Origin of the sequence: Microbispora catharanthi (assembly GCF_006334915.2) — a bacterium.
Classification (GTDB): Bacteria; Actinomycetota; Actinomycetes; order Streptosporangiales; family Streptosporangiaceae; genus Microbispora; species Microbispora catharanthi.
Window position 1 is genome coordinate 155,692 of sequence record NZ_VDMA02000007.1, and the last position, 20,559, is coordinate 176,250.

Consider the following 20,559-nt stretch of genomic DNA (forward strand, 5'->3'; position numbering starts at 1 on the left):
GGCAGGTCAGTAGGCCTCGCCGAGGGACGACTCGGCGTTGGAGCCGTCGTATTCGCGGTCGGAGATGATGACCTTGTCCGGAATCGGCTGGCCGTCAAGGAACTTCTGCGCGGTCTCGAAGGCGAGCGGCCCGAACCTGGGGTTGGACTCGACGACCGCGTGCAGCCAGCCGTCGGCGATGGCCTGGACGGCGCTGCGGGTGCCGTCGACCGAGACGATCTTTATGGCGCCCGGCTCCTTGCCCGCGCCCTTCAGCGCGGTCACCGCGCCCAGCGCCATCTCGTCGTTCTCGGCGTAGATGCCGTTGATGTCGGGGTTGGACTGGATGAGCTGCTCGGTGACCTGCTGGCCCTTCTCCCTGGCGAACTCACCGGTCTGCTCGAAGGAGATCTGGATCTCGGGCGCCTTCTCCTTGATCCGGTCCTTGAAGCCGTTGGTGCGCTCGGTGGTGACGTTGTTGCCCGGCGCGCCGAGCAGGATCGCCACCTTGCCCTTGCCGCTCAGCGCGTTGATCATCTGGTCGGCGGCCCGCTTGCCCTGCTCGTAGAAGTCCGAGCCGATGAACGTCAGGTAGTCGCTGCACGGATTGGCGTTGATCTTGCGGTCGACCGTGATGATGGGGATCTTCTTGGCGGCGGCCTGCTGGAGCACCGGCTCCCAGCCGTCGGAGTTCAGCGGCGCGATGACGAGCAGCTTCACGCCCTGGGCGATGAGCTGCTGCACGTCGGTGATCTGCTTGGAGAACTGCGACTGGGCGTTGGTGACCTTGAGGTCGGCGATGCCGAGCTTGGCCGCCTCGTCCTTGATGGACTTGGTCTCCGCGATGCGGAACGGGTTGGCCTCCTTCTCCGACTGGGAGAAGCCGACCGTGGCGGTCTTCAGGTCGAACTTCGTGCCGCCGAACTGGTCGAGCGTGCAGGTCGGGCCGGCCGAGTCCGCCGGGGTCTGCACCACCTGCTGCTGCGCGGACGCCGCGGCGCTCGGGCCCGCGGCGGCCGGGGTCTCCTCCGACTTGGCGCAGCCGGCCGCGCCGAGCAGCACGGCGAGGGCGACGACGGCCGTGCGGGGATATGACTTCATGGTGATCCTTCTTCTGATCGGGGGGTGCCACGGCGCGTCCGGCGGTCAGGAGGACGACACGCCGTGGGGGTGGGGGGTGGGGGGTGGCGGCCCGGATGTGCCGTCCGGGCCGCCGCTGTGCCGAGCGGGTCAGGCGCAGGCTGGGAGGATCTCTCCGGTGAGCGCGGTGTTGGCGTCGTGCAAGCGCTTGACGTCCGGCTTGGTCACGGCCCTGTCGTAGGTCATCAGGCCGTTGATCTCGGTCTCCACGTCGGTCGTCTGGGTGTAGACGGCCGCGCTCAGGCCGTTGCAGGCGTGCAGCGTGCGCAGGGCGTCGTCCATCTCCAGGAAGCGCTTGGTCAGCGACTCGCCGTCGGCCTCGACCGCGTAGCCCCAGCCGCCGCCGGTCCAGGTGTGCCCGATCACCGGCAGGGCGAGCCCGCCGTACTCGCCGAGCACCGACGCCCGGAAGAAGCCGGGCTTACCGGGGCTGCCGGGTCCGGGGTAGATGTGGTAGTCCATCACGTCGCCGTTGCCGCCGTCCTGGGCGCCGCAGCAGTTGATGCCGCTCATGTTGTCCACGAGCCGAGAGGGGTCCAGGCTCTTCACGTAGTCGGCGATCCTGGAGATGTCGTACTGGCCCCAGCTCTCGTTGAACGGCACCCACATCACGATCGACGGGCTGCTGCGGTGCTCGTCGACGATCTCCTTCAGCTCGCTCTCGAACTGCGTCTTGTCGGCCGCGCTCGCCGCGCCGAACATCGACGGCATGTCCTGCCAGACGAGCAGGCCGAGCTTGTCGGCGTAGGCGTACCAGCGGTCCGGCTCCACCTTCATGTGCTTGCGCACCATGTTGAAGCCGAGCGCCTTGGTCTGCTCCAGGTCATACCGCAGCGCCTCGTCGGTCGGCGCGGTGTAGATGCCGTCCGGCCAGTAGCCCTGGTCGAGCGGGCCGAACTGGAAGACCGGCGTGCCGTTGAGCAGGACCCGGGTCGTGCCGTTCACCCTGCCGACCGAGATGGAGCGCATGCCGAAGTAGCTCTCCACCTTGTCGCCGCCCTTGAGCTCGACCGTGAGGTCGTACAGGTACGGGTCGTCGGGCGACCAGAGGTGGGGGTCCGGGATCGGCACGGCCAGTTCCTTGCCGGTCGGGCCGGAGACCTTGCCGATGACGCGCTTGCCGGCGCGGGCGGTGACGACGGCGGTGGCGTCGCCGCTCGCCCTGACCTTCACCCGCAGGGACTGCCCGAGCACCTCGGGGATCGTGTCCACGGCCTCGATGTGGGTGTTGTCGACGGGCTCCATCCAGACCGTCTGCCAGATGCCGGAAGCGGGGGTGTACCAGATGCTGCCCGGGTTGAGCCGCTGCTTGCCGATGGGCTGGCGGCCGTTGTCGGTCGGGTCGGTCACGCCGACGACCAGCTCCTGCGGGCCCTTGCGGGTGAGCGCGCCGGTCACGTCCACGGTGATCCTGTCGTAGCCGCCCTTGTGGGTGCCGACCTGCTTGCCGTTGACGTAGACGACCGACTCGTAGTCCACGGCGTCGAGGTGGAGCAGGACGCGGTCCTTCTTCCAGGAGGCCGGCACCTCGAAGGTGCGGCGATACCACATGCGGTCCTCGTGGCGGCCGATGCGGGACAGGCTCGACTCCACCGGGTAGGGCACGACGATCCGCTCGCCGAGGTCGCGGCCGAAGGGCGGCGCCTCACCCTCCTTGGCGGCGGCGAACTGCCAGGTGCCGTTGAGGTTCTGCCAGCGGTCGCGGACGAGCTGGGGGCGCGGGTAGTCGGGCAGCGGGTTGTTCGCGTCCACCTTGTCGGACCAGCGGGTCTTCAGCACATAGGTGGACCCGTTGGACACCGGCACCCAGGTGAACGCCTCGATCGCGGTGCCGTCCGCCTTGGCGAGGCCGCCCTTGCCGTCATAGGAGGCCCGGATGTCGGCGGCCAGGCGCGGGATGGGGAAGGCGAGCTTCAGCGTGACCTTCGTGGTCCCGTCGAGGGCGGCCGACGCGACCTGCCACTTCGTGCCGGCCACCGTCAGGCCGAAGTGCTCGGCGGCGCCCGCGGGCAGCGCCGCGAGCGCGGTGTCGCCGAAGTCGAGAGTGGCGGTGTCGCCCGCCGCGTCGACGGCGGCGCCGGCCGGCCCCGGCGGGTCGAAGCCCTCGGGCAGGTAGAACGCGTCCGCCGGCACGGCCTGCTTGGGCTGGCTGGCGCTCTGCCAGCGCAGGTGGAGGTTGGCGCCGCCGAAGTGCTCGAAATACTCGACCTTGATGTCGTACTTCTGGCCGGCCTGCAGCGTGATCGGGGTGCCGGTCTGCTCCTTGTCCCAGTCGTCCACCCAGTGGTCGACGACGAGCGTGTCGTCCACCCAGAGCCGGAAGCCGTTGTCACCGATGACCGAGAAGGTGTACGCCTCGGAGTACGCGGGCTGGATGCGGCCCGTCCACCGCACGGTGACGTCGTCCTCCCGCCCGGTCAGCGAGGTGAAGACCGGGTTGAGGTCGGGCAGCTCGAGATCCGGGTCGATCACCGTGGCCTTGAGCTGGGCGAAGTCGAACTTCCCTGCTGCCGAGGACAGGTAGTAGTCGCCGCGCAGGCCGTGCCGCTCGGCGCCGGCGGCGGTCGCGGGGCCCTGCCCCGCGACCTGCCAGACGGCGCCGAGAACGACGGCCAGCAGTAAGAGGATGGGCTTTCTCACAGGGATCCTTTCCTGCGGGCAGGGGGCGGGCGGACGCGCCGTACGGCGTGGCCGCGTGCGGCCGGCGCGGCGGTGCGCTCCGCACGGCGTGCCGGCGACCACCTGCCATGACGTGGGGGGAGGGTCGAGATCGGACCCGCGGACGTGGGGCACGCGGGGAACGCACCTTCCGAACGGGACCGATCAGTTTCGGACAGGATCGAGTCGGTTATCGCCCTCAAATAAGCACCGCGGACGCTATCCGGTCAAGAGATCGGATCAAATTCGTTCATTTCCGGTCAGCGGTGCGGCGCTTTGGCTGGTCGACTATGATCGGATCCGGTCACAGCGGAGGGTGGGGGCGTGGTCGACACGGACAGCGACGGGCGCCGGCCCGTGTTCGCGGCCGAGCGCCGCCAGCGCATTCTGGAGTTGGTGCGGGCCAACGGCGCCGTCTCGCTGCGCGAGCTCGCCCAGGCGGTGCAGTCGTCGGAGGTCACCGTACGCCGCGACCTGCGCGCGCTCGAGTCGGAGGGCCTGCTCAACCGGCACCACGGCGGCGCCACCCTCCCGGGCGACCTGAACAGGGAGGCCAGCTACGTCCAGAAGGTGACGCTCTCCTCGGCGGAGAAGTCCGCCATCGCGGACCTGGCCGCGTCGCTGGTCGAGGACGGGGACGCAATCGTCATCGGCCCAGGGACCACCACCCAGGAGTTCGCCCGCAGGCTGAGCAGGCACGCCGAGCTCGCCGTGGTCACCAACTCGCTGCTGGTCGCCCAGGCCCTCGCCAACTCCCCGCGCATCGAGGTGATGCTGACGGGCGGCACGCTGCGCGGGCCGATCCTCGCCCTCGTCGGCAGCGCGGCCGAGCGGTCCCTCGCCGGGCTGCGCGTGCGCCGGGCCTTCATCTCCGGCAACGGGCTCACCGCCGACCGCGGGCTGTCGACCCCGAACATGCAGGTCGCCTGCGTCGACCAGGCCCTGGCCGCCGCCGCGGAGGAGGTCGTCGTGCTGGCCGACCACACCAAGATCGGCATCGACGCGATGGTGCAGACCGTGTCCGCCGAGCAGATCGACCACCTGGTCACCGACGACGCCGCCCCGCGCGACGTGCTCGACGAGCTGGGCGGCAAGGGCGTACGCCTGCACGTTGCCCACATTTGATCGAATGTGACGGCCTCGTTACGGGTTTGTTTCCTGCCGGGCTCACCATTCGAGGCGGAGGCAACCGTGCTGCAGGCCGCAGGTATTTGCAAGAGCTTTCAAGGCGCGCCCGCGCTCGACCACGTCACCCTGGCCCTGCGGGCCGGGGAGGTCCACGCGCTCGTCGGCGGAAACGGCGCGGGCAAATCGACACTGGTCAAGGTGCTCTCGGGGGTGTGCAGGCCGGACGCCGGCCGGTTGCGCTACCTCGGGGAGGAGATCGCCCTCTCCTCCCCCACCGAGGCGGCCCGGCTCGGGATCGCCACGATCCACCAGGACGCCGGGCTCGTCCCCACGATGAGCATCGCCGCCAACCTGTTCCTCGGCCGGGAGCCGCGCGGACGCCTCGGCCTGATCGACTTCGCGGCCATGCACGCACGGGCCGCCGAGCTGCTGTCCTTCTACGGCCTGCGCGCCGACCCGCGCCGGCCGCTCGGCTCGCTCGGCGACGGCGCGCGTCAGCTCGTCGCCCTGGCCCGGGCCGCGTCCGCGGACGCGCGGCTGGTCGTCATGGACGAGCCCGCCTCCGCGCTGGAGCGCGACGAGCTGGACGTCCTGTTCGGCACGATCTCCCGGCTCCGCGACGAGGGCCGGGCGGTGTTGTACGTCACCCACCGGCTCGACGAGCTCTACGAGATCTGCGACCGGGTGACCGTGCTGCGTGATGGGCGGGTGGTGCACACAGGGCCGCTCGCCGGCCTCGACCGCCGCAGGCTGGTCTCGCTCCTGCTCGGCAGGCCCTTCCACGCCGAGGGGGCGGACGCCGCCGTCACCGGCGAGTCCGCAGGCGCGCCCGCCGACGAGCCCCTGCTCGAAGCCCGGGGGTTGACCCGCCGCCACGTGCTCCGCGACGTCTCCCTCGCCCTGCGTACGGGGGAGGTGGTCGGCCTCGGCGGCCTGCGGGGCGCGGGGCGCAGCGAGACCGCGAAGGCGATCGCGGGCGCGCTGCGCGTGGACGCCGGTGAGGTGACGATCGCGGGCGCGCCCGCGGGCAAGTGGTCGATCAGGAACGCGATCCGCGCCGGTGTCGGGCTCGTGCCGGAGAACCGCCGGGTGGAGGGCATCGTGCCGACCCTGTCGGTCCGCGACAACATCGCGCTGGCCGCGCTCCCCCGCCTGTCCCGCGCGGGGATCGTCTCCGACGCGCACCTGGACCGGATCGTCGCCACGTTCATGCGGCGGCTGGGCATCCAGGCCGTCTCGCCCCGGCAGGCGGCCGGGGAGCTGTCCGGCGGCAATCAGCAGAAGGTGCTGCTGGCCCGCTGGCTGGCGATGCACCCGAAGGTGCTGCTGCTCGACGAGCCCAGCCGGGGTGTCGACATCGCGACCAAGCTGGCCATGCGGTCGCTCCTCGACGACCTGGCGGTGGACGGGCTGGCGATCCTGCTGATCTCCTCCGACGTGTCGGAACTGGTGGAGAACTGCGACAGCGTCGTGGTCCTGCGTGACGGCGCGGTCGTCGGCGAGCTGGCCGGGCCCGAGATCAGCGAGGACCGCATCATGGGAGCGCTCGCCGCGGGCTGACCCCTCGCCTCAGAACCGGTGGCCGCCGCGTGCTCCAGCAAGGGCATGGTGTAACGGCGCGTGTTGTAACGGCAGCAGGGGCGGGCGACGATAGCAGGGCGACACACGGGCTCCGCCCGCGCGGCGCGGGCGAGGGAGCGGGGATGAACGGAAGTCCGGAGGCCGGCGGCCTGATCGGCATGCGCGTGGAGCTGTTGCCGGACGCGGACGTGCACGCCGACATGGACGCCGACCTGCACGACCGGCTCACCCGGAGGCTTCGCCGGGAGCTGAGCGAGGTCGGCGTCGAGTCGATCCGGACGGCGCCCGGCGGCCCGGCGCCCGAGGGGGCGAAAAGCCCCGACCCGGTCACTGTGGGCGCGCTCCTGGTGGCCTTCAGCGCCTCCGGCGGCGTGTTCACCTCGCTGGTCGGCATGCTGCAGGACTGGCTCGACCGGCAGTCGGCACGGCACCGGATCGTGGTCACCGTCGACGGCGACTCCCTCGAACTCGAGCGGGCCACGGCCGCCGAGCGGCGCGAGCTGATCGGCGCCTTCATCCGGCGGCATTCGGGCGGATAGCGCATGGGCCGCCGGTTGGCGCTGTTGATCGCCACCTACCTGTACGACGACGCGGATCTGCGTCGCCTGACGGCTCCGGCCCACGACGCCGAGACACTCGCCGCCGTGCTCCGGGATCCGGAGATCGGCGGCTTCGAGGTCACCACGCTGGTGAACGAGCCGAATCACCGGGTCGGGGAGGCCATCGCCGACCTGTACCGCGACCGGCGCGGCGACGACCTGACGCTGCTGTACTTCACCGGTCATGGCCTCAAGGACGACGACGGCCGGCTCTACCTGGCCATGCGCGACACCCGGCGGGACAGTCTGATCTTCACCGCCATATCCGGCGAGCAGATCGACTACGCGATGGAGGGATGCGCGTCACGCCGGAAGGTCCTCATCCTCGACTGCTGTTACAGCGGGGCCTACCCGGCCGGACGGCTCGCCAAGGCCGGTGACGACGTGCACGCGCTGGACCAGTTCCGGGGGCGCGGCCGCACCGTCCTCACCGCCACCGACGCCACCCAGTACGCCTTCGAGGGCGACCGGGTGCATGGAGAGGCTCCGCGATCGGTGTTCACCCGGCACCTGGTGGAGGGGCTGCGCACCGGCCGGGCCGACCTGGACGGCGACGGCGACATCACGCTCGACGAACTGTACGGCTACGTCTATGACCGCGTCGTGGCCGAGATGCCGCAGCAGCGGCCCAAGCGCCAGGACAACGTCGAAGGCCGCACCGTCATCGCCCGGAACGTGAACTGGTCGCTGCCTCCGCACGTCGGCCACGCCCTCACGAGCCCCATGGCCGGGGACCGGCTGAACGCCGTGGACACGCTGGACCACCTCTACCGGGTCGGCAATAGCCTGGTCAGGGCCCGGGTGCACGAGGCGCTCCTGCGGCTGGCCGACGACGACAGCCGCATGGTCTCGGCGGCCGCCGCCGCCAGGCTGCGCGCCCTCGGCGCCGACCCGCCCGCATCACCGGAACCACCCGAGCCCACCGAACCCCCGGAGCGACCCGAACCGGCCGCGCCCGCCGCACCGGCGGCACCGTCCGAGTCGCCCGAAACGGAGACCGGCGGCTCCGCTGCGACGACGGCGGCGACCGCGACGGCACCGGCCTCGTCGCGGGCGGACGCGCTCACCCCGCCGGAGGCCTCCGGGCCGCCGCCTGTGCCCCCTCGTGTCCCTGTCGCCGAAGAGCACGCCGCCGCGCCTGGTCGTCAGGCGGTTTTCCCGGTGGCCGAGAGGTCCTCCCCGGAGGCGTCCCCACCCTCCGGAGAGCCGGTGTCCGGACGGGTGACGGCAGGCCGGCCGACGCTCGCCTTGGCCGGATCCGCGGCGGCGGCCGTCCTGAACACGCTGTTCGGCGTGGCCGCGCTGGTCGGCGCGATCACCTACGGGAACAGAGACTTCTCCCCCACGTACGACACGTCCGTCAGCATCGCGGCGGGAAGCTGGCTGCTCTCGCCGGCGGCTCTGGTGGCCGCCTTCTGGGGATTCGTCCCGGCACGCACCGGTCTGGTCCGCGCCGGCCTGAGCCCGGGTCGGCGGTTGCCGTTCCAGCTCGGCATCTCCGGGCTGCTCGTCGCGACGGTCGCCGGGCCGCCCGTCGCGGCGCGCACCGGACTGTTCGGAGACATCTGGATAATCCTGTTCCTGTTCGTCGTCCTGCTCGGCGTGACGCTCTTCGCCGTGGCGGCCTGGCGGATCTCCCTGTGGCCCGCGTGGGCGGCGGCGACGGTGGGGATCCTGCCCGTGATATGGCTGGCCGAGCTCCTCACCCGGGGCGCCCTGCTGGGCCTGCCGGAGCTGGTCGTCTACGTCGAACTGATGAGGATCGCCTCGTACTTCCGTCAGCGGGACTCCTACCCGCTCCGCGCCGGACGGGGCATGCTGACGCGGCGCATGCTGCTTCTCGCCGGGTTCGCGGTGGCCTCGGCGGCCGTCACGAAGTGGGCGGCCTCGCTCGCTTCGCAGGGCGGCGCCTCCTCCTCCACCCATGGCAACGATGCGGTCACCTCTGTGCTCTTCCTGGACGATCTCCTGATCACCGCCAGTTACCTCGAACCGCAGGCCCGGGTGTGGGATCCCGCATCCGGCCGCCTGATGCGGATGATCCCCGGCTCCATCGTGGAGGAGCACGACAGCGGGATCTTCTCCATGGCGCTGAGCCCTGACCGGAAGACGCTGGCCACGGGACACGGCGACAACAAGATCCGGCTCTGGGACGTCGCCACCGGCCGTCTCGAGAACACCTTGGTCGGCCACTCACAGGGGCGGGAAACTCTCGGCACCGGCCCCAGCCCCAGCGTGGCCGGGGTCGGCGCCATCCCCGCGCTGGCGTTCAGCCCGGACGGCACGATCCTGGCCAGCGGTGGCGTGGACACGACGGTCAGGCTCTGGAACCCCGAGACCGGCGACAGCCGTCAGGTCCTGAACTCCCACAACGGCTTCGTCGAAGCGGTGGCGTTCGACACGGACGGCACGACTCTGGCCAGCGCCGGCCTCGACCGGACCGTCGAACTCTGGGACGTGAAGACCTCCCGCACCACCGGGGCCCTGACCGGGCGGTTCGGCGACGGCGGCCCGCTCTCGGGCGTCACCGTGGCCGCCTTCCGCCCCCGGCACGGCCGGACGATCGCGACGAACAGCCTGGCCACCACCACGGTCCTGATCTGGGACACCTCCACCCGTCATGTCGTGACGACCGTGAGCGGTCACACGTTGGGACACGTGACCGCCCTGTGTTACAGCCCGGACGGCACAATCCTGGCCAGCGGCGGGTACGACCACACCATCGTGCTCTCGGACGCCGCGAACGGCCGGAAGATCCGCACCCTGAGGGGCCACTCCGGGGAGGTCGCCGCGCTCGCCTTCAGCGGGGACGGCAAGGTCGTGGCGAGCGGCGGCTACGACGGCACGGCCCGGCTCTGGGACGCGGCCACCGGCCGCGCCCTCGCCGTTCTCTCCACCCCTGTCTCGCCCCGCCCGAGCTGACGTCAGCGGGCGGGGCAGCCGGCGAAGCGCGCCTCGACCTCCTCGGCGGTCAGCCCGAAGCCGGACAACTCGTACCGGTGGGACGGCCGGGCCTCCCCCGAGCGGCTCTCCTCGTGCAGGCGCGCCATGGCCGTACGGGCGACGTCGCCGAGCGGCAGCCCGAAGTGGGCGTAGACGGCCTCGACCGTGCCGAGCGGGTCGCGGACGAACTCCTCGTAGCGCACGTCGAAGAAGCGGGCCGGGTCGTGCCGGGCGCGGGCGGCGCGGAAGCGGTCGAGGCCCCGGCTCCACAGGTCGAGCTGGTCCCGCCCGATCACCGCGCCGGTGAACGCCTCCGACCATCCGGCGGTCGCCTGCGCGGCGAGGCTGCACATCGACGCCATGGCGGTGACCGGGTCGCGGTGGGTCTGGACGACCAGCGCTCCGGGGTAGACCTCCATGATCGCGTCCAGGGCGAACAGGTGGCTGGGGTTCTTCAGCACCCACCGCAGGCCGGGGTCGCCCAGCCCGACGAGTTGGAGGATCCGCCGGTGCCGCCGGTAGGCGGGCGTCCAGTCCCGCGCCGCCAGCCAGGCCGAGTACGCGGGCAGGTGGGCCAGGCACTCGAAGGAGACCGACCGCATCGACTGCTGGAGCAGCCGCCAGCACTCCTCGACCATGTCCGCCGACATGTAGTGCACGCCCATGAACTCCGGATGGCGCACGTGGTGCCGCTCGTACGCGGCCTGGGCGGCCCGATACTCCGGGTCGCCCGCCCAGGTCTCGCGCGGCGGCCTCGGCCGGGGGGAGCCGGTCAGCCACAGCTCCAGCCCCTGGTTGGCGGGGTCGGCGGTCAGCAGCCGGTGCAGGGCGGTGGTGCCGGTGCGCGGCAGGCCGGTGACGAAGATCGGCCGCTCGACGGGCAGGGCCGCGTGCTCCGGGTGCCGCCGCCACGCCTCCTCGCACCGCAGCCGGGCGGTCAGCGCGCCGCGCAGCATCGCGCGGGCCGCCCGGGCGCCCTGCGGGGTGAGCGCCGCGTCCCGGGCGTACGACTCGAGCAGCACGCCGAGGCCGTCGCGGTAGGGGTCGTCCCCGAAGTCGGTCAGGCCGGTGGCGCCGCTCGCCCAGGCGTGCAGGTCCTCGATCGTGCCGACGCCGTCGCGTCCCGTGCTCATCGGTCTCCTCCGCGGGCTGATCGAACTGCTCGGTGCTGATCGAACTGCTCCGTGCTGATCGAAACTGCTCAGTGGTGCCATTCGCCGCAGTTGACGTCGAGGCACTGGCCGGTGATCGCCCGCGCGAGCGGGGACAGCAGGAACACCGCGGCGTCGGCGATCTCGTCGGGCTCGGGCAGCCTGCGCAGGTCGAGCGTGGCGGCCGTTTCGTCGTACACCTGCCGCACGGGGACGCCGCGCCGCCGGGCCAGTGCCTCGAAGTAGCGCTTCAGGTTGTCCGCCCAGATGTAGCCGGGTGCGACGCTGTTGACCCGCACGCCGCGCGGCCCGAGCTCGGTCGCCAGGCTCTGGGCGAGGGCGAGCAGGCTGGCCTTGGCCATCTTGTACACCCCGAAGGTGCGCCGCGAGTGCCGCAGCACCGCCGAGTTGATCATCACGACCGAGCCCGCGTGCTCGGCGAGCGCCGGTGCGAAGAGCTGGGTGAGCCGCAACGCGGCGAGCACGTTGGTCTCGAAGGCGGCGCGCACCGCGTCGAGGTCCACGTCGACGAGGTCCGTCATCGGCGGCATCGCGAAGGCGTTGTTGACCAGTCCGTCGACGCGGCCGCAGGTCTCCAGCGCGGTCGCGACCAGCCGCCGCCGCGACGCCTCGTCCGTGACGTCGGCCGGCACCCGCACCGCTCGGCGGCCGAGCCGCGCGACCTCCTCCGCCACCGCGGCCAGCCGCTCCTCGCCCCGGGCTGCCAGCACCACGTCGGCCCCGGCCGCCGCGCACCGCAGCGCCAGGCCGCGCCCCAGCCCCGGCCCGACCCCCGAGATCACGACGACCCGGTCCTTCAGCGGCATCAGCCCGGCATCCTTCTGGCGACGGCGGTCTGCCGGGCGGCGATCCGGGCCGCCCACTCCCCCGGGCTCACCCGCTGCCGATCGTGGTAGGGCAGCCGGGACGGCAGGTCCTCGAACCGCATCACCTCCACTTCGGGGCCGTCCCCGGGTCCGAGTGGGCGGGTGAGCCGCTGCCAGCGGATCTGCAGGTAGCCGCGGCGGTGCCCGGTGCGTTCGAGCCAGTTGGCCAGCCCGGGGTCGCGCTCGCCGACCACGTAGCGGATCTTCCCGTCGGGGTCGTGACGGGCCTGGTCGGCCGTGAGGCTGGTCTGGTGGTTGATGTAGTCGAGCGAGACGTACCACATGCTGCCGAGCTGGAACCCCTGGTAGGGCGCGACGTCGCGGCCCGCGGCGGGCACGGTGACGACCACGACCTGGTCGTCGTCGAGGTCGTAGTGGCCGACGGAGGAATACTGCGTCGCGAGGCCGCCCGGCGTCGGCCGCGGCTCGGTCATCGTGTTGACCGGCAGCGTGAGGTAGTGCCGCTCCGGGAACGCGAGGAACGTCCGCAGCCGCCCCAGCAGCATCCTCGCGGCCACCTCGTAGCGCCTGGCCATCGTGTCCGCGTCCGGGGGCGGGGGCGCCGACCCGAGCGTGTCGGCGCGGTGGACGCGGATCTCGCCGGGCCGCTCGGCGTCCCAGTCGGAGAAGACCTCGCGCACGATCAGCATCGCCGCGCCGGGCCCCAGCGTGAAGCGGGCCCCTGTGCCGGGCGGGCCGAAGCGCAGCTCGTACGACCCGTCGGGGGCGATCTCGATGTCGCGGTCGTCGAAGGCGGTGAGGCTGTCGGGCGACCGCGCGGGCGAGTAGTCGCCGTTGAGCACCTGGAAGCTCAGGTCGGCCGTGGTGCCGCGACGGCCGGTGACCACGTATTCGGCGTCGTCCCGGATGTAGGCGTGGAAGTAGAGCGTGTCGGGGTTGTCCAGGCCGAGCTTGGCGTAGGGGCCGGTGGATGCGGCGAAGAAGGGGAAGTCGCGGTCGTAGGCCCACGTCATGTGCAACGCCGCCTTGATGCCGCCCGCCAGGTAGTCGAGGCCCTCGGCCAGGTCCTGCTCGGTGCGCACGTGCGGCGCGGAGCGGATGATCTCCTCGGCCTCGGCGATCGCCCGGGCGAACGGTTCCGTGGCCATCGGACTCCCTCGGATACGCGGTACAAATATGGACCGAAGCGGTAGTCTTTTCCCACCGCGAGAGTAGAACGCGTTCTAGGAGTGGTCAATGGCCGTGGCCCGGCGCTCTCCCCCCGCCCGGCGGGTGGTCGCCGTGCTCGACCATCTGGTCGCGGCGGGCGGCCGCGGGCTCGGCCTGTCCGCGCTCGCCCGCGAGCTGGGCATCAGCAAGCCCACGTGCCTGGGCATCCTCACCGAACTGGTCGCCGCCGGCTATCTCGTGCGCGACCCCGCCACCCTGACGTACGGCCTCGGTCCCGCGCTGATCGCGGCGGGGCGGGCGGCGCGGCGCGGTTTCCTGGCCGGCGACGTGGCCCGGCGGCACCTGGAGCCGCTGGCCGAGCGATATCACGCCACCTGCACCGCCTCGGCCGTCGTCGGCGACGAGATCATGGTGCTCGACGCGGTCGTCCCTCCCGGCGATCCGCCGGTCAGGGTGGGCGAGCGTTACCCGTTCGCGCCGCCCGTCGGGCTGATGTACGTGCTGTGGGGACCCGACCGGGAACTGGAGCGCTGGCTGGCCAGGGAGCCGACGCTGCCGGTGCGCATGGACCGCGAGCACCTGCGCGCGGTCGTCGAGCAGTGCCGGGCGGCGGGCTATCTCGTGGAGAGCCTCACCCCCGCCGGCATGCGCCTGCACTCCCTGATGGCGGGGGTGGCGGCGTACGAGCTGCCGCGGGAGGTGCGCGCCCTGGTCGGCGAGATGGTGTCGAGCCTGGGCGAGCGCGTCTACCTCGGCGCGGGCCTCAACCCGCGCAAGAAGCATCCCGTCAACCTCGTCGCCGCGCCCGCCTATGGCCCCGGCGGCGAGCAGGAACTCGTTCTCACCCTGCATGTCGGCACCGCCGTCACCGGTGCCGAGATCGCCCGGCGCGGCGCCGCGCTGGTGGCCGCGGCCGACGCCGTCACCGCGGAACTCGGCGGCGCGGTCCCCGGCGGAACGGCGGCGCGCCCCGCCTCCGGGAAGGTCAGGACGCGGCCCAGCGGTTCGCGGTGAACCGCAGACTGGGCAGGTCGTCGAGGGACACCGTGTACTCGTACGTCCGGCGGTAGCCGGTGCCGCTGATCCGCCAGCGCCCGTCGGAGCAGCGCCGGTAGGTGTCCTCGTAGTAGGCGGATCCGCGGATCATCAGGCGGTGGCGTGGAATGAGCACGGTGTCGTCGAGGCACCAGGTGCCCCTCGCGTCGTCGCCGTCGATCTCGATCTCGGGGTGACCCACGAGATGCGTCGTGATCACCTCCGGTCCCAGGCTGGCGCGCATGTAGCCGACGATGGCCTCGCGCCCGTCGAACCGCAGCGGGTCGCCGGCGACCGGATTGTCGTAGGCCGCCACGGCGTCGCCGGTGAGCGTGTCGGCGAAGTCGTCCCAGCGCTTGAGGTCCAGGCAGCGCAGATAGCGGTACTTGGTCTGGCGGATCTCCTCCAGCGCGATCAGATCCATACACCCCAGCATGCGCGAGCGCGGAACGGCGTGCAAGAACGCGTTCTAATGAGATCGCTACATGACGATCCGCAGAATACGCATGTCAAATTCACTTGACCGCTCCCGAACAGACGTGGCTACATCTCAGTCATGATCAACAGACTAATTCGAAAACATCCGCATGGTCGACGCGCGGCCATTCTGCACGCACATCGTGAAGGGCCGTCGACCGCCCGACTGAAACGCCGGGTTCTCGCCTTGGGCGGCGCCGCGGCAGTCGCCGCCGCCCTCGTCGTGGTTCCCGCACCTGCGGCCTCGGCCGACGACTCTCTCACGGACATCGGCATCACGCAGACAGGCGACCTGGTCGCGGGCGGCGGCAAGATCTTCGTCTCCGGTGGCGACCGGATCGCCGTCACCGATGCCGAGGGAACTCTCATCGGCACCGTCACCGGCCTGTCCGGCGCGGCGGGCCTCGCCATCACGCCGGACGCCACGCGGCTGTACGCGGCATTGCGCGGGTCGAACGAGGTGGCCGAGATCGACACCGGCAGCCTCACTGTCACCCGGCGCTTCGACCTGGCCGAGGACAGGTGCCCGACGCATCTGTCCCTGACCGGCGACCGCCTGTGGGTCGGCTACGGCTGCGCGTACACGACCTACCATGTCGGCGTCGCCAGCCTCGACCTGTCGGCGGCGGCACCGGAGCCGGTCCGGTTCCCGGTCTCACCGATGAGCGATGCCCCGCTGGTCGCCGCCGCCGGGAACACGCTGGTGGTCGGCGAGACGAGCACCTCATCGGGCAACCTCGAGGTCTACGACCTGAGCGGAGCCGCCGCCGTCAAGCGCGGCGAGATTCCCGACCGCTTCTCCTCGTACATGACCGGCGCCCTTTACGACCTGGCGCTCACGCCCGACGGCTCGACGGTCATCCCGGCCTTCGACTTCCCGACCCAGTACGACGCCTGGGACACCACCACCCTGACGAAGGTCCGCAGCTACGGCGCCGACGAGCCGAGCGGTGACAGGGACAGCCCCACGGTTGTCGCCATCAGTCCGGACGGCACGCAGGTCGCCACCAGCGGCCGCTTCTCCAAGAAGGTCAAGCTGTACGACACCGCGACGACGGCGAAGCTCTACACCGACCAAAGCCCGGCACAAAGCGTGATGCCGGGCACTCTCGCCTTCCTGGGTGACACCGTCTACGGCGTGGTGGGGGATTCGTCCGGCTGCCCGGCGCCGCAGTACACCTGCGGGTTCAAACTGTGGCGACTCGACCGCGCCACTCTTCCGGGATCCACGCTGACCATGATGGCCCCGGCCGACGCGGTCGCGCTCGAACCGCTCACCGTGACCGGCCGACTCACGCTGACGGACGGGTCGGCGCTGGCCGCCAAGCCGCTCACCGTGACCCGCCGGCTGCCCGACGGCACCATCGCGACACTCCCGGCGGCGACGACCTCCGCGGACGGCGCCTTCACCTTCACCGACATCCCCCCGGTCGCCGGAACGATCAGCTATCGCGTGCTCTGGGACGGCACCGAGGACACCCGGTGGAGCGCGGCCTCGGCGACCGTCACACTGGCCAAGCACCCCACGTCCATCACCTTGACCGGACCGACGGACGGAACCGTCGGCGTTCCCCTTCAAATGCACGGCACGCTGGACTTCGGCCGGCCTCCCGCCGACGACGATGCCGTGGTCCGGATCTATCGCAGGATCGCCAGCGGCATGGGCTCCAGGACCATCGTGCTCACCACGGTGTCCCCCGGCGCCGACGGGTCGTTCGCCTTCACGGACACACCCGCGGAGGCCGGCACGTACACCTATGGGGCCGAGTGGAAGGGGGACCAGGCGACTGTCTATGCGGCGGCCAAGCACCAGCTCAAGGTGACGGCAGCCGGGTGACCGGACCTCGCTGTCGGAGAGGTCACGAACCATCGACCTTGGCGATCACCGTCTCGGCGAAGCGCTCCAGGTGCTCGATCTTCCGGCTCAGCGGCTCGGTGTCGGGCCCCTTCACGTACGGCCTGCGGAAGCCGACGATCACGTCGGTGACGCCCTTGTCGGCCAGCCGCCTCACGCCGTCCACGCTGTAGGCGTCGGGGGAGATCACGTGGATCTCGAAGGGCCGGTCGGCGGTGCCCTCCTCGGCGCGCAGCGCGGCGAGCCTGGCGAGCAGCGCGTCCAGTTCTGCCGGGTCTCCCCCGCCGTGCGTCCAGCCGTCCCCGAGCCTGGCGGCGCGGCGTAGCGCCCCCTCGCTGTGCCCGCCGACCAGGATCGGGATCGGCTCGGCCGGCACCGGGGACATCTTCACCGGCGGCAGGTCGTAGAACTCGCCGTGGTACTCGAAGTAGCCGCCGCGCGTCAGGCCGCGGACGATCTCGACGGCCTCGTCCATGCGCCTGCCCCGCCGCGCCCACGGCACGCCCGTCACGGCGTAGTCCTCCGGCCAGGGGCTCAGCCCGACGCCGAGGCCGAGCCGGCCGCCGGTGAGCCAGGCGACCGAAGCGGCCTGCTTGGCCACCAGCACCGGGGGACGCACCGTGAGCTTGAGGACGAACGGCGTGAACCGGATCGTCGACGTCATCGCCCCCATCGCCGCGATGAGGACGAACGTCTCGATGAAGCTCTTGTCCTCCAGGAACTCCCGGTCTCCGTCCGCCGTGTACGGATACCTCGCGTCCGACTCCCGGGGGTAGACCAGGGAATCGGCCACGCTCATGCTCGCGTACCCCGCCGCCTCCGCGGCCCGGGCGAGCGGCAGGTAGTACGACGGGTCGGTCATGGCCTCGGCATAGGTGAAACGCATACCCGGAGCGTACGAGAACGCGTTCTATTTTTGAATGCCCCGGATATCCTTCCTCACCGCCCGGCCCGCCGGCGGACCACCACGACGAAGTCGGCCGCGGCCACGATCGCGAGCACGGTCGCGACGAGCGCCGGCACGACCCGCCCCGCCGCGTACGCCGTGATCGCGATGAAGCCGCAGACGGCCAGCCCGAAGGTGGCCAGCACCATACGCAGCCCGAGGGCGCCGCGCGGCTCCATGCCGTCACCTCCCCCCGCATCGATCCCCTACCCGGCCGGGAGCCGCGTGCCACGCGCGCCGGTGACGGGCGCGCGTACGAGGACATCTGACATTGCCGATTGTCGGATCAGGCAGTCAAAAACGGCACTCGTGTCCCTAGGATGGACGTCGTCCCATGGAGCGGACCGACACGAGCTGTGGAGGGCGGAGCGTGCACGAGGAGCAGGCTCCCGCGTGGGTGGTGGACCCCGGCACGCCGAGCGTGGCCCGGATGTACGACTACTACCTGGGCGGCAAGGACAACTTCGCGGCCGACCGCGAGGCCGCCGAGAAGATCATCTCGATCCTGCCCAACGCCCGCGAGGTCGCCCGGACCAACCGCGCCTTCCTCGTGCGGGCCGTACGGCACCTGGCGCGCTCGGGCATCCGGCAGTTCCTCGACATCGGCACCGGGCTGCCGACGCAGGAGAACGTCCACCAGGTGGCGCAGGCCGAGGCACCGGAGTCCCGGGTCGTCTACGTCGACAACGACCCGATCGTGCTCGCCCACGCACGCGCCCTGCTCGCCGACAACCCCCGGTCGATCGTGATCGACGGCGACCTGCGGAAACCGGAGTCGATCCTCGATCACCCCGGCGTCCTCACCCACCTCGACTTCACCCGGCCGGTCGCCTTGATCATGCTGGCCGTCCTCCACTTCGTGACCGACGACGCGGAGGCGGCGCGCGTCGTCGGCGCGTTCCGCGAGAAGCTCGCCCCGGGCAGCCACCTGGTGGTCTCCCACATCACTCAGGGCGACCTTGACGAGGACGCGGTCAGGCGGGGCAGGGACGTCTACACCGCGACCACCGCGGGCGGCATCGTGCCTCGCACCGCGGCCCACGTCCGCGGCTTCCTCGACGGCCTCCACGTGCTGGAGCCCGGAGTCGTGCCGCTGGACCGGTGGCGGCCCGAGACCGTGGAGTTCGAATGGAACGGCATGCCGGGTGGCGACATCCTGGGCGGAGTCGGCCTCGTTCCCGGCCCCTGACGTGCGTCAATTCCCGGTCATGACCAGGATCAGGCCCTCGACGGACGCGTCGTCCTCGTGGAGCGGCGCCAGTGTGACCGCGAGCCGGACGGGCCGGCCCCGGCGGTTGACGGCCTCGACGCTGGCCGGGTCTGCCTGACCGCCCGCGACCGGGTCGCCGTCCAGTACGCGCCGCATCGCGGGCAGCAGCGGGTCGAGGGGCAGGCCGATGTCGAGTGCGGGCAGCTCGCGGCCGTGGGCCTCGTCGGCGCGCAGCCCCCACAGCTCCTCCGCCCCCGGGCTCCACAGCAGCACCCGCAGGTCCCGGTCGACGACGACGACCACGTCGCCGAGCGAGCGCACCACTGAGGCGACGAACTGGTTGGCCCGGTCGAGCTCCAATGTCCGGGCGTTGAGGGTCTCGTTGATCTGCTGGAGCTCGTCGTTGCTGGACTGGAGCTCCTCGTTCATCGTCTCCAGTTCCTCGTTGGTCGACTGGAGCTCCTCGTTGGTGGTCTCCAGTTCCTCGTTGGTCGACTGGAGCTCCTCGTTCGTGGTCTCCAGCTCCTCGTTCAGCGACTGCAGCTCCTCGTACGCGTGCTCGAGCTCCTTGTTGGCCTGTTCGAGCTCGTCACGGAGCCGCCGATAACGGGTGACGTCGTGGAAGTTGATCGTGACGCCGACGAGTTCGCCCGTCCTGTCCATGAGCGGGACGACGGCGACGTCGAAGACGCTCGGCTCCTGCATGCCGGGGCGCTGCCAGGCGACGTCGTGGAGCTCGACCGTACGCAGGTCCAGCTCGGCCTGCTCGATCAGCGACCTCAGCTCGACGGGCCGGTAGGACACCTCGAGATCCTGGAACGGGCTGCCCACGTCACGAGGCTGCAGGCCGAACAGGACCTCGGCGCGGGTGTTGAGCAGGGCGAGCCTGCCCGACGCGTCGAGCGTGATCTGGGCGACCGGGCCGGAGGCGAGTGCCGCGCCCTGCAGCCGCGGAAGCCGCGTGTTCTCCTCCGCGTGGGGCGGCGGCGAGTTCCAGCCGATCCGCGCCCCGCCCGCGGGCTGGGGGATCTTCCTGAACAGGCGCACGCGCAGGTCCACCGGCTCGAACTTGTCGCCGTGGTTGAGCAGCATCTCCGCCTTGCCCAGGAACAGGTAGCCGGGGTCGGCGAGGGCGAAGTGGAACTTGCGGACGATGTTGAGCTGCGTCTCGGCGTTGAAGTACATCATCGTGTTGCGTGCGAGCAGCAGGTCCACCCGGGAGATCGGGGCGTCCCGGGTGAGGTCGTTGCGGCCGAAGATGAGCTGGCGGCGCAGGTCACGGCGGAACGCGAACCCGGCATCCACCGGCTCGAAGTACTTGTCCCGCAGCTCGGGCGGCATGTCGGCGAGCTTGCGCACGTCGTAGACCGCCGTACGGGCCCCGTGCAGGGCCTTCTCGTCCAGGTCGGTGCCGTAGATCTTGACCCGCTCCCGGAACTCGTCCAGCCCCAGCTCCTCCGCCAGGGCGATGGCGAGGCTGTAGGCCTCCTCGCCGGTGGCGCACCCCGCGCTCCAGGCCCGGATCGCGCGGCCACCGCCCTTGGCCGCGCAGATCGTGGGGATCGCCCTCGCGCGCAGGACCTGCCAGGCCTGCGGATCCCTGAAGAACCCGGTGACGTTGATGAGCAGGCTGTCGAAGAGGATCGCGAACTCACCGGGCTCCAGCTCGAGGTAGTCGCGGTACTCTCCCATCGTCTCGAGCTTGAGCGTCTGCAGCCGCCGCGCGACCCTGCGCTGCAGCGTGCTGCGCTTGTAGCCGGAGAAGTCGAACCCCCGGGTCTCCTTGAGCATCAACAGGAGGTCGTCGAACTCGCGGTCCTCGCTGGTGACCATGGGTCC

General features: G+C 71.3%; 16 protein-coding genes. 7 read left to right on the top strand and 9 right to left on the bottom strand.

Annotated features, from left to right (window positions below; all coding sequences use genetic code 11):
• Positions 1–6 precede the first annotated feature (6 nt).
• Complete coding sequence (locus FH610_RS15350; RefSeq protein ID WP_139575106.1) at positions 7–1,080, bottom strand: ABC transporter substrate-binding protein; 1,074 nt, start codon at positions 1,078–1,080, stop codon at positions 7–9.
• A gap of 129 nt (positions 1,081–1,209) precedes the next feature.
• Entirely contained in the window at positions 1,210–3,759 is a 2,550-nt protein-coding gene (locus FH610_RS15355) for a PA14 domain-containing protein (protein WP_205825792.1), read from the bottom strand.
• A gap of 342 nt (positions 3,760–4,101) precedes the next feature.
• Between FH610_RS15355 and FH610_RS15360 the strand changes: the two genes are divergently transcribed.
• From FH610_RS15360 to FH610_RS15375, 4 genes are all read left to right on the top strand, one after another.
• Positions 4,102–4,902 carry a DeoR/GlpR family DNA-binding transcription regulator gene (locus tag FH610_RS15360; protein WP_205825793.1) on the top strand — a complete coding sequence of 267 codons (801 nt, stop codon included), beginning with the start codon at positions 4,102–4,104 and terminating at the stop codon, positions 4,900–4,902.
• A 66-nt stretch (positions 4,903–4,968) separates the two neighbouring features.
• The gene (locus FH610_RS15365) at positions 4,969–6,465 is read left to right on the top strand and encodes a sugar ABC transporter ATP-binding protein (RefSeq protein ID WP_240808984.1); all 1,497 of its coding nucleotides are present in this window, start codon (positions 4,969–4,971) and stop codon (positions 6,463–6,465) included.
• 143 nt (positions 6,466–6,608) lie between these two features.
• Entirely contained in the window at positions 6,609–7,025 is a 417-nt protein-coding gene (locus FH610_RS15370) for an effector-associated constant component EACC1 (protein ID WP_205825794.1), read from the top strand.
• 3 nt (positions 7,026–7,028) lie between these two features.
• On the top strand, positions 7,029–10,007 hold the full coding sequence (locus tag FH610_RS15375; RefSeq protein ID WP_139575108.1) for a caspase, EACC1-associated type: 2,979 nt from the start codon (positions 7,029–7,031) through the stop codon (positions 10,005–10,007).
• A 2-nt stretch (positions 10,008–10,009) separates the two neighbouring features.
• Here the strand turns inward: FH610_RS15375 and FH610_RS15380 are convergent, their stop codons facing one another.
• From FH610_RS15380 to FH610_RS15390, 3 genes are all read right to left on the bottom strand, one after another.
• Positions 10,010–11,161 (bottom strand): sulfotransferase family protein, encoded by a 1,152-nt coding sequence (locus FH610_RS15380; RefSeq protein WP_139575109.1) that lies wholly within the window; start codon positions 11,159–11,161, stop codon positions 10,010–10,012.
• 68 nt (positions 11,162–11,229) lie between these two features.
• A complete protein-coding gene (locus FH610_RS15385) occupies positions 11,230–12,006 on the bottom strand; it encodes an SDR family oxidoreductase (protein ID WP_139575110.1) in 777 nt (258 codons plus the stop codon).
• Positions 12,006–13,175: a hypothetical protein gene (locus FH610_RS15390; RefSeq protein WP_139575111.1), complete on the bottom strand. Its 1,170-nt coding sequence runs from the start codon at positions 13,173–13,175 to the stop codon at positions 12,006–12,008. The genes FH610_RS15385 and FH610_RS15390 overlap by 1 nt, the downstream gene beginning before the upstream one ends.
• 88 nt (positions 13,176–13,263) lie before the next feature.
• Here FH610_RS15390 and FH610_RS15395 point away from each other — a divergent pair, with 88 nt between their 5' ends.
• Positions 13,264–14,211, top strand: coding sequence for an IclR family transcriptional regulator (locus FH610_RS15395; protein ID WP_139575112.1), 948 nt, complete (start codon positions 13,264–13,266; stop codon positions 14,209–14,211).
• On the opposite strand, the gene FH610_RS15400 is transcribed toward FH610_RS15395, so the two are convergent.
• Positions 14,183–14,656: a nuclear transport factor 2 family protein gene (locus FH610_RS15400; protein WP_139575113.1), complete on the bottom strand. Its 474-nt coding sequence runs from the start codon at positions 14,654–14,656 to the stop codon at positions 14,183–14,185. The genes FH610_RS15395 and FH610_RS15400 overlap by 29 nt on opposite strands.
• 240 nt (positions 14,657–14,896) lie before the next feature.
• Here FH610_RS15400 and FH610_RS15405 point away from each other — a divergent pair, with 240 nt between their 5' ends.
• Positions 14,897–16,546, top strand: a complete 1,650-nt coding sequence (locus FH610_RS15405) for a WD40 repeat domain-containing protein (RefSeq protein WP_139575114.1) — start codon at positions 14,897–14,899, stop codon at positions 16,544–16,546.
• Positions 16,547–16,568: 22 nt separating this feature from the next.
• Here the strand turns inward: FH610_RS15405 and FH610_RS15410 are convergent, their stop codons facing one another.
• Entirely contained in the window at positions 16,569–17,450 is an 882-nt protein-coding gene (locus FH610_RS15410) for a TIGR03619 family F420-dependent LLM class oxidoreductase (RefSeq protein WP_139575115.1), read from the bottom strand.
• A 53-nt stretch (positions 17,451–17,503) separates the two neighbouring features.
• Positions 17,504–17,689, bottom strand: a complete 186-nt coding sequence (locus tag FH610_RS15415; protein ID WP_139575116.1) for a DUF6343 family protein — start codon at positions 17,687–17,689, stop codon at positions 17,504–17,506.
• A 155-nt stretch (positions 17,690–17,844) separates the two neighbouring features.
• Here FH610_RS15415 and FH610_RS15420 point away from each other — a divergent pair, with 155 nt between their 5' ends.
• Positions 17,845–18,699 carry an SAM-dependent methyltransferase gene (locus FH610_RS15420; RefSeq protein ID WP_139575117.1) on the top strand — a complete coding sequence of 285 codons (855 nt, stop codon included), beginning with the start codon at positions 17,845–17,847 and terminating at the stop codon, positions 18,697–18,699.
• Between the two features lie 6 nt (positions 18,700–18,705).
• Here FH610_RS15420 and FH610_RS15425 read toward each other — a convergent pair whose 3' ends face one another.
• A complete protein-coding gene (locus tag FH610_RS15425) occupies positions 18,706–20,553 on the bottom strand; it encodes a CheR family methyltransferase (protein WP_139575118.1) in 1,848 nt (615 codons plus the stop codon).
• Positions 20,554–20,559: the final 6 nt, after the last annotated feature.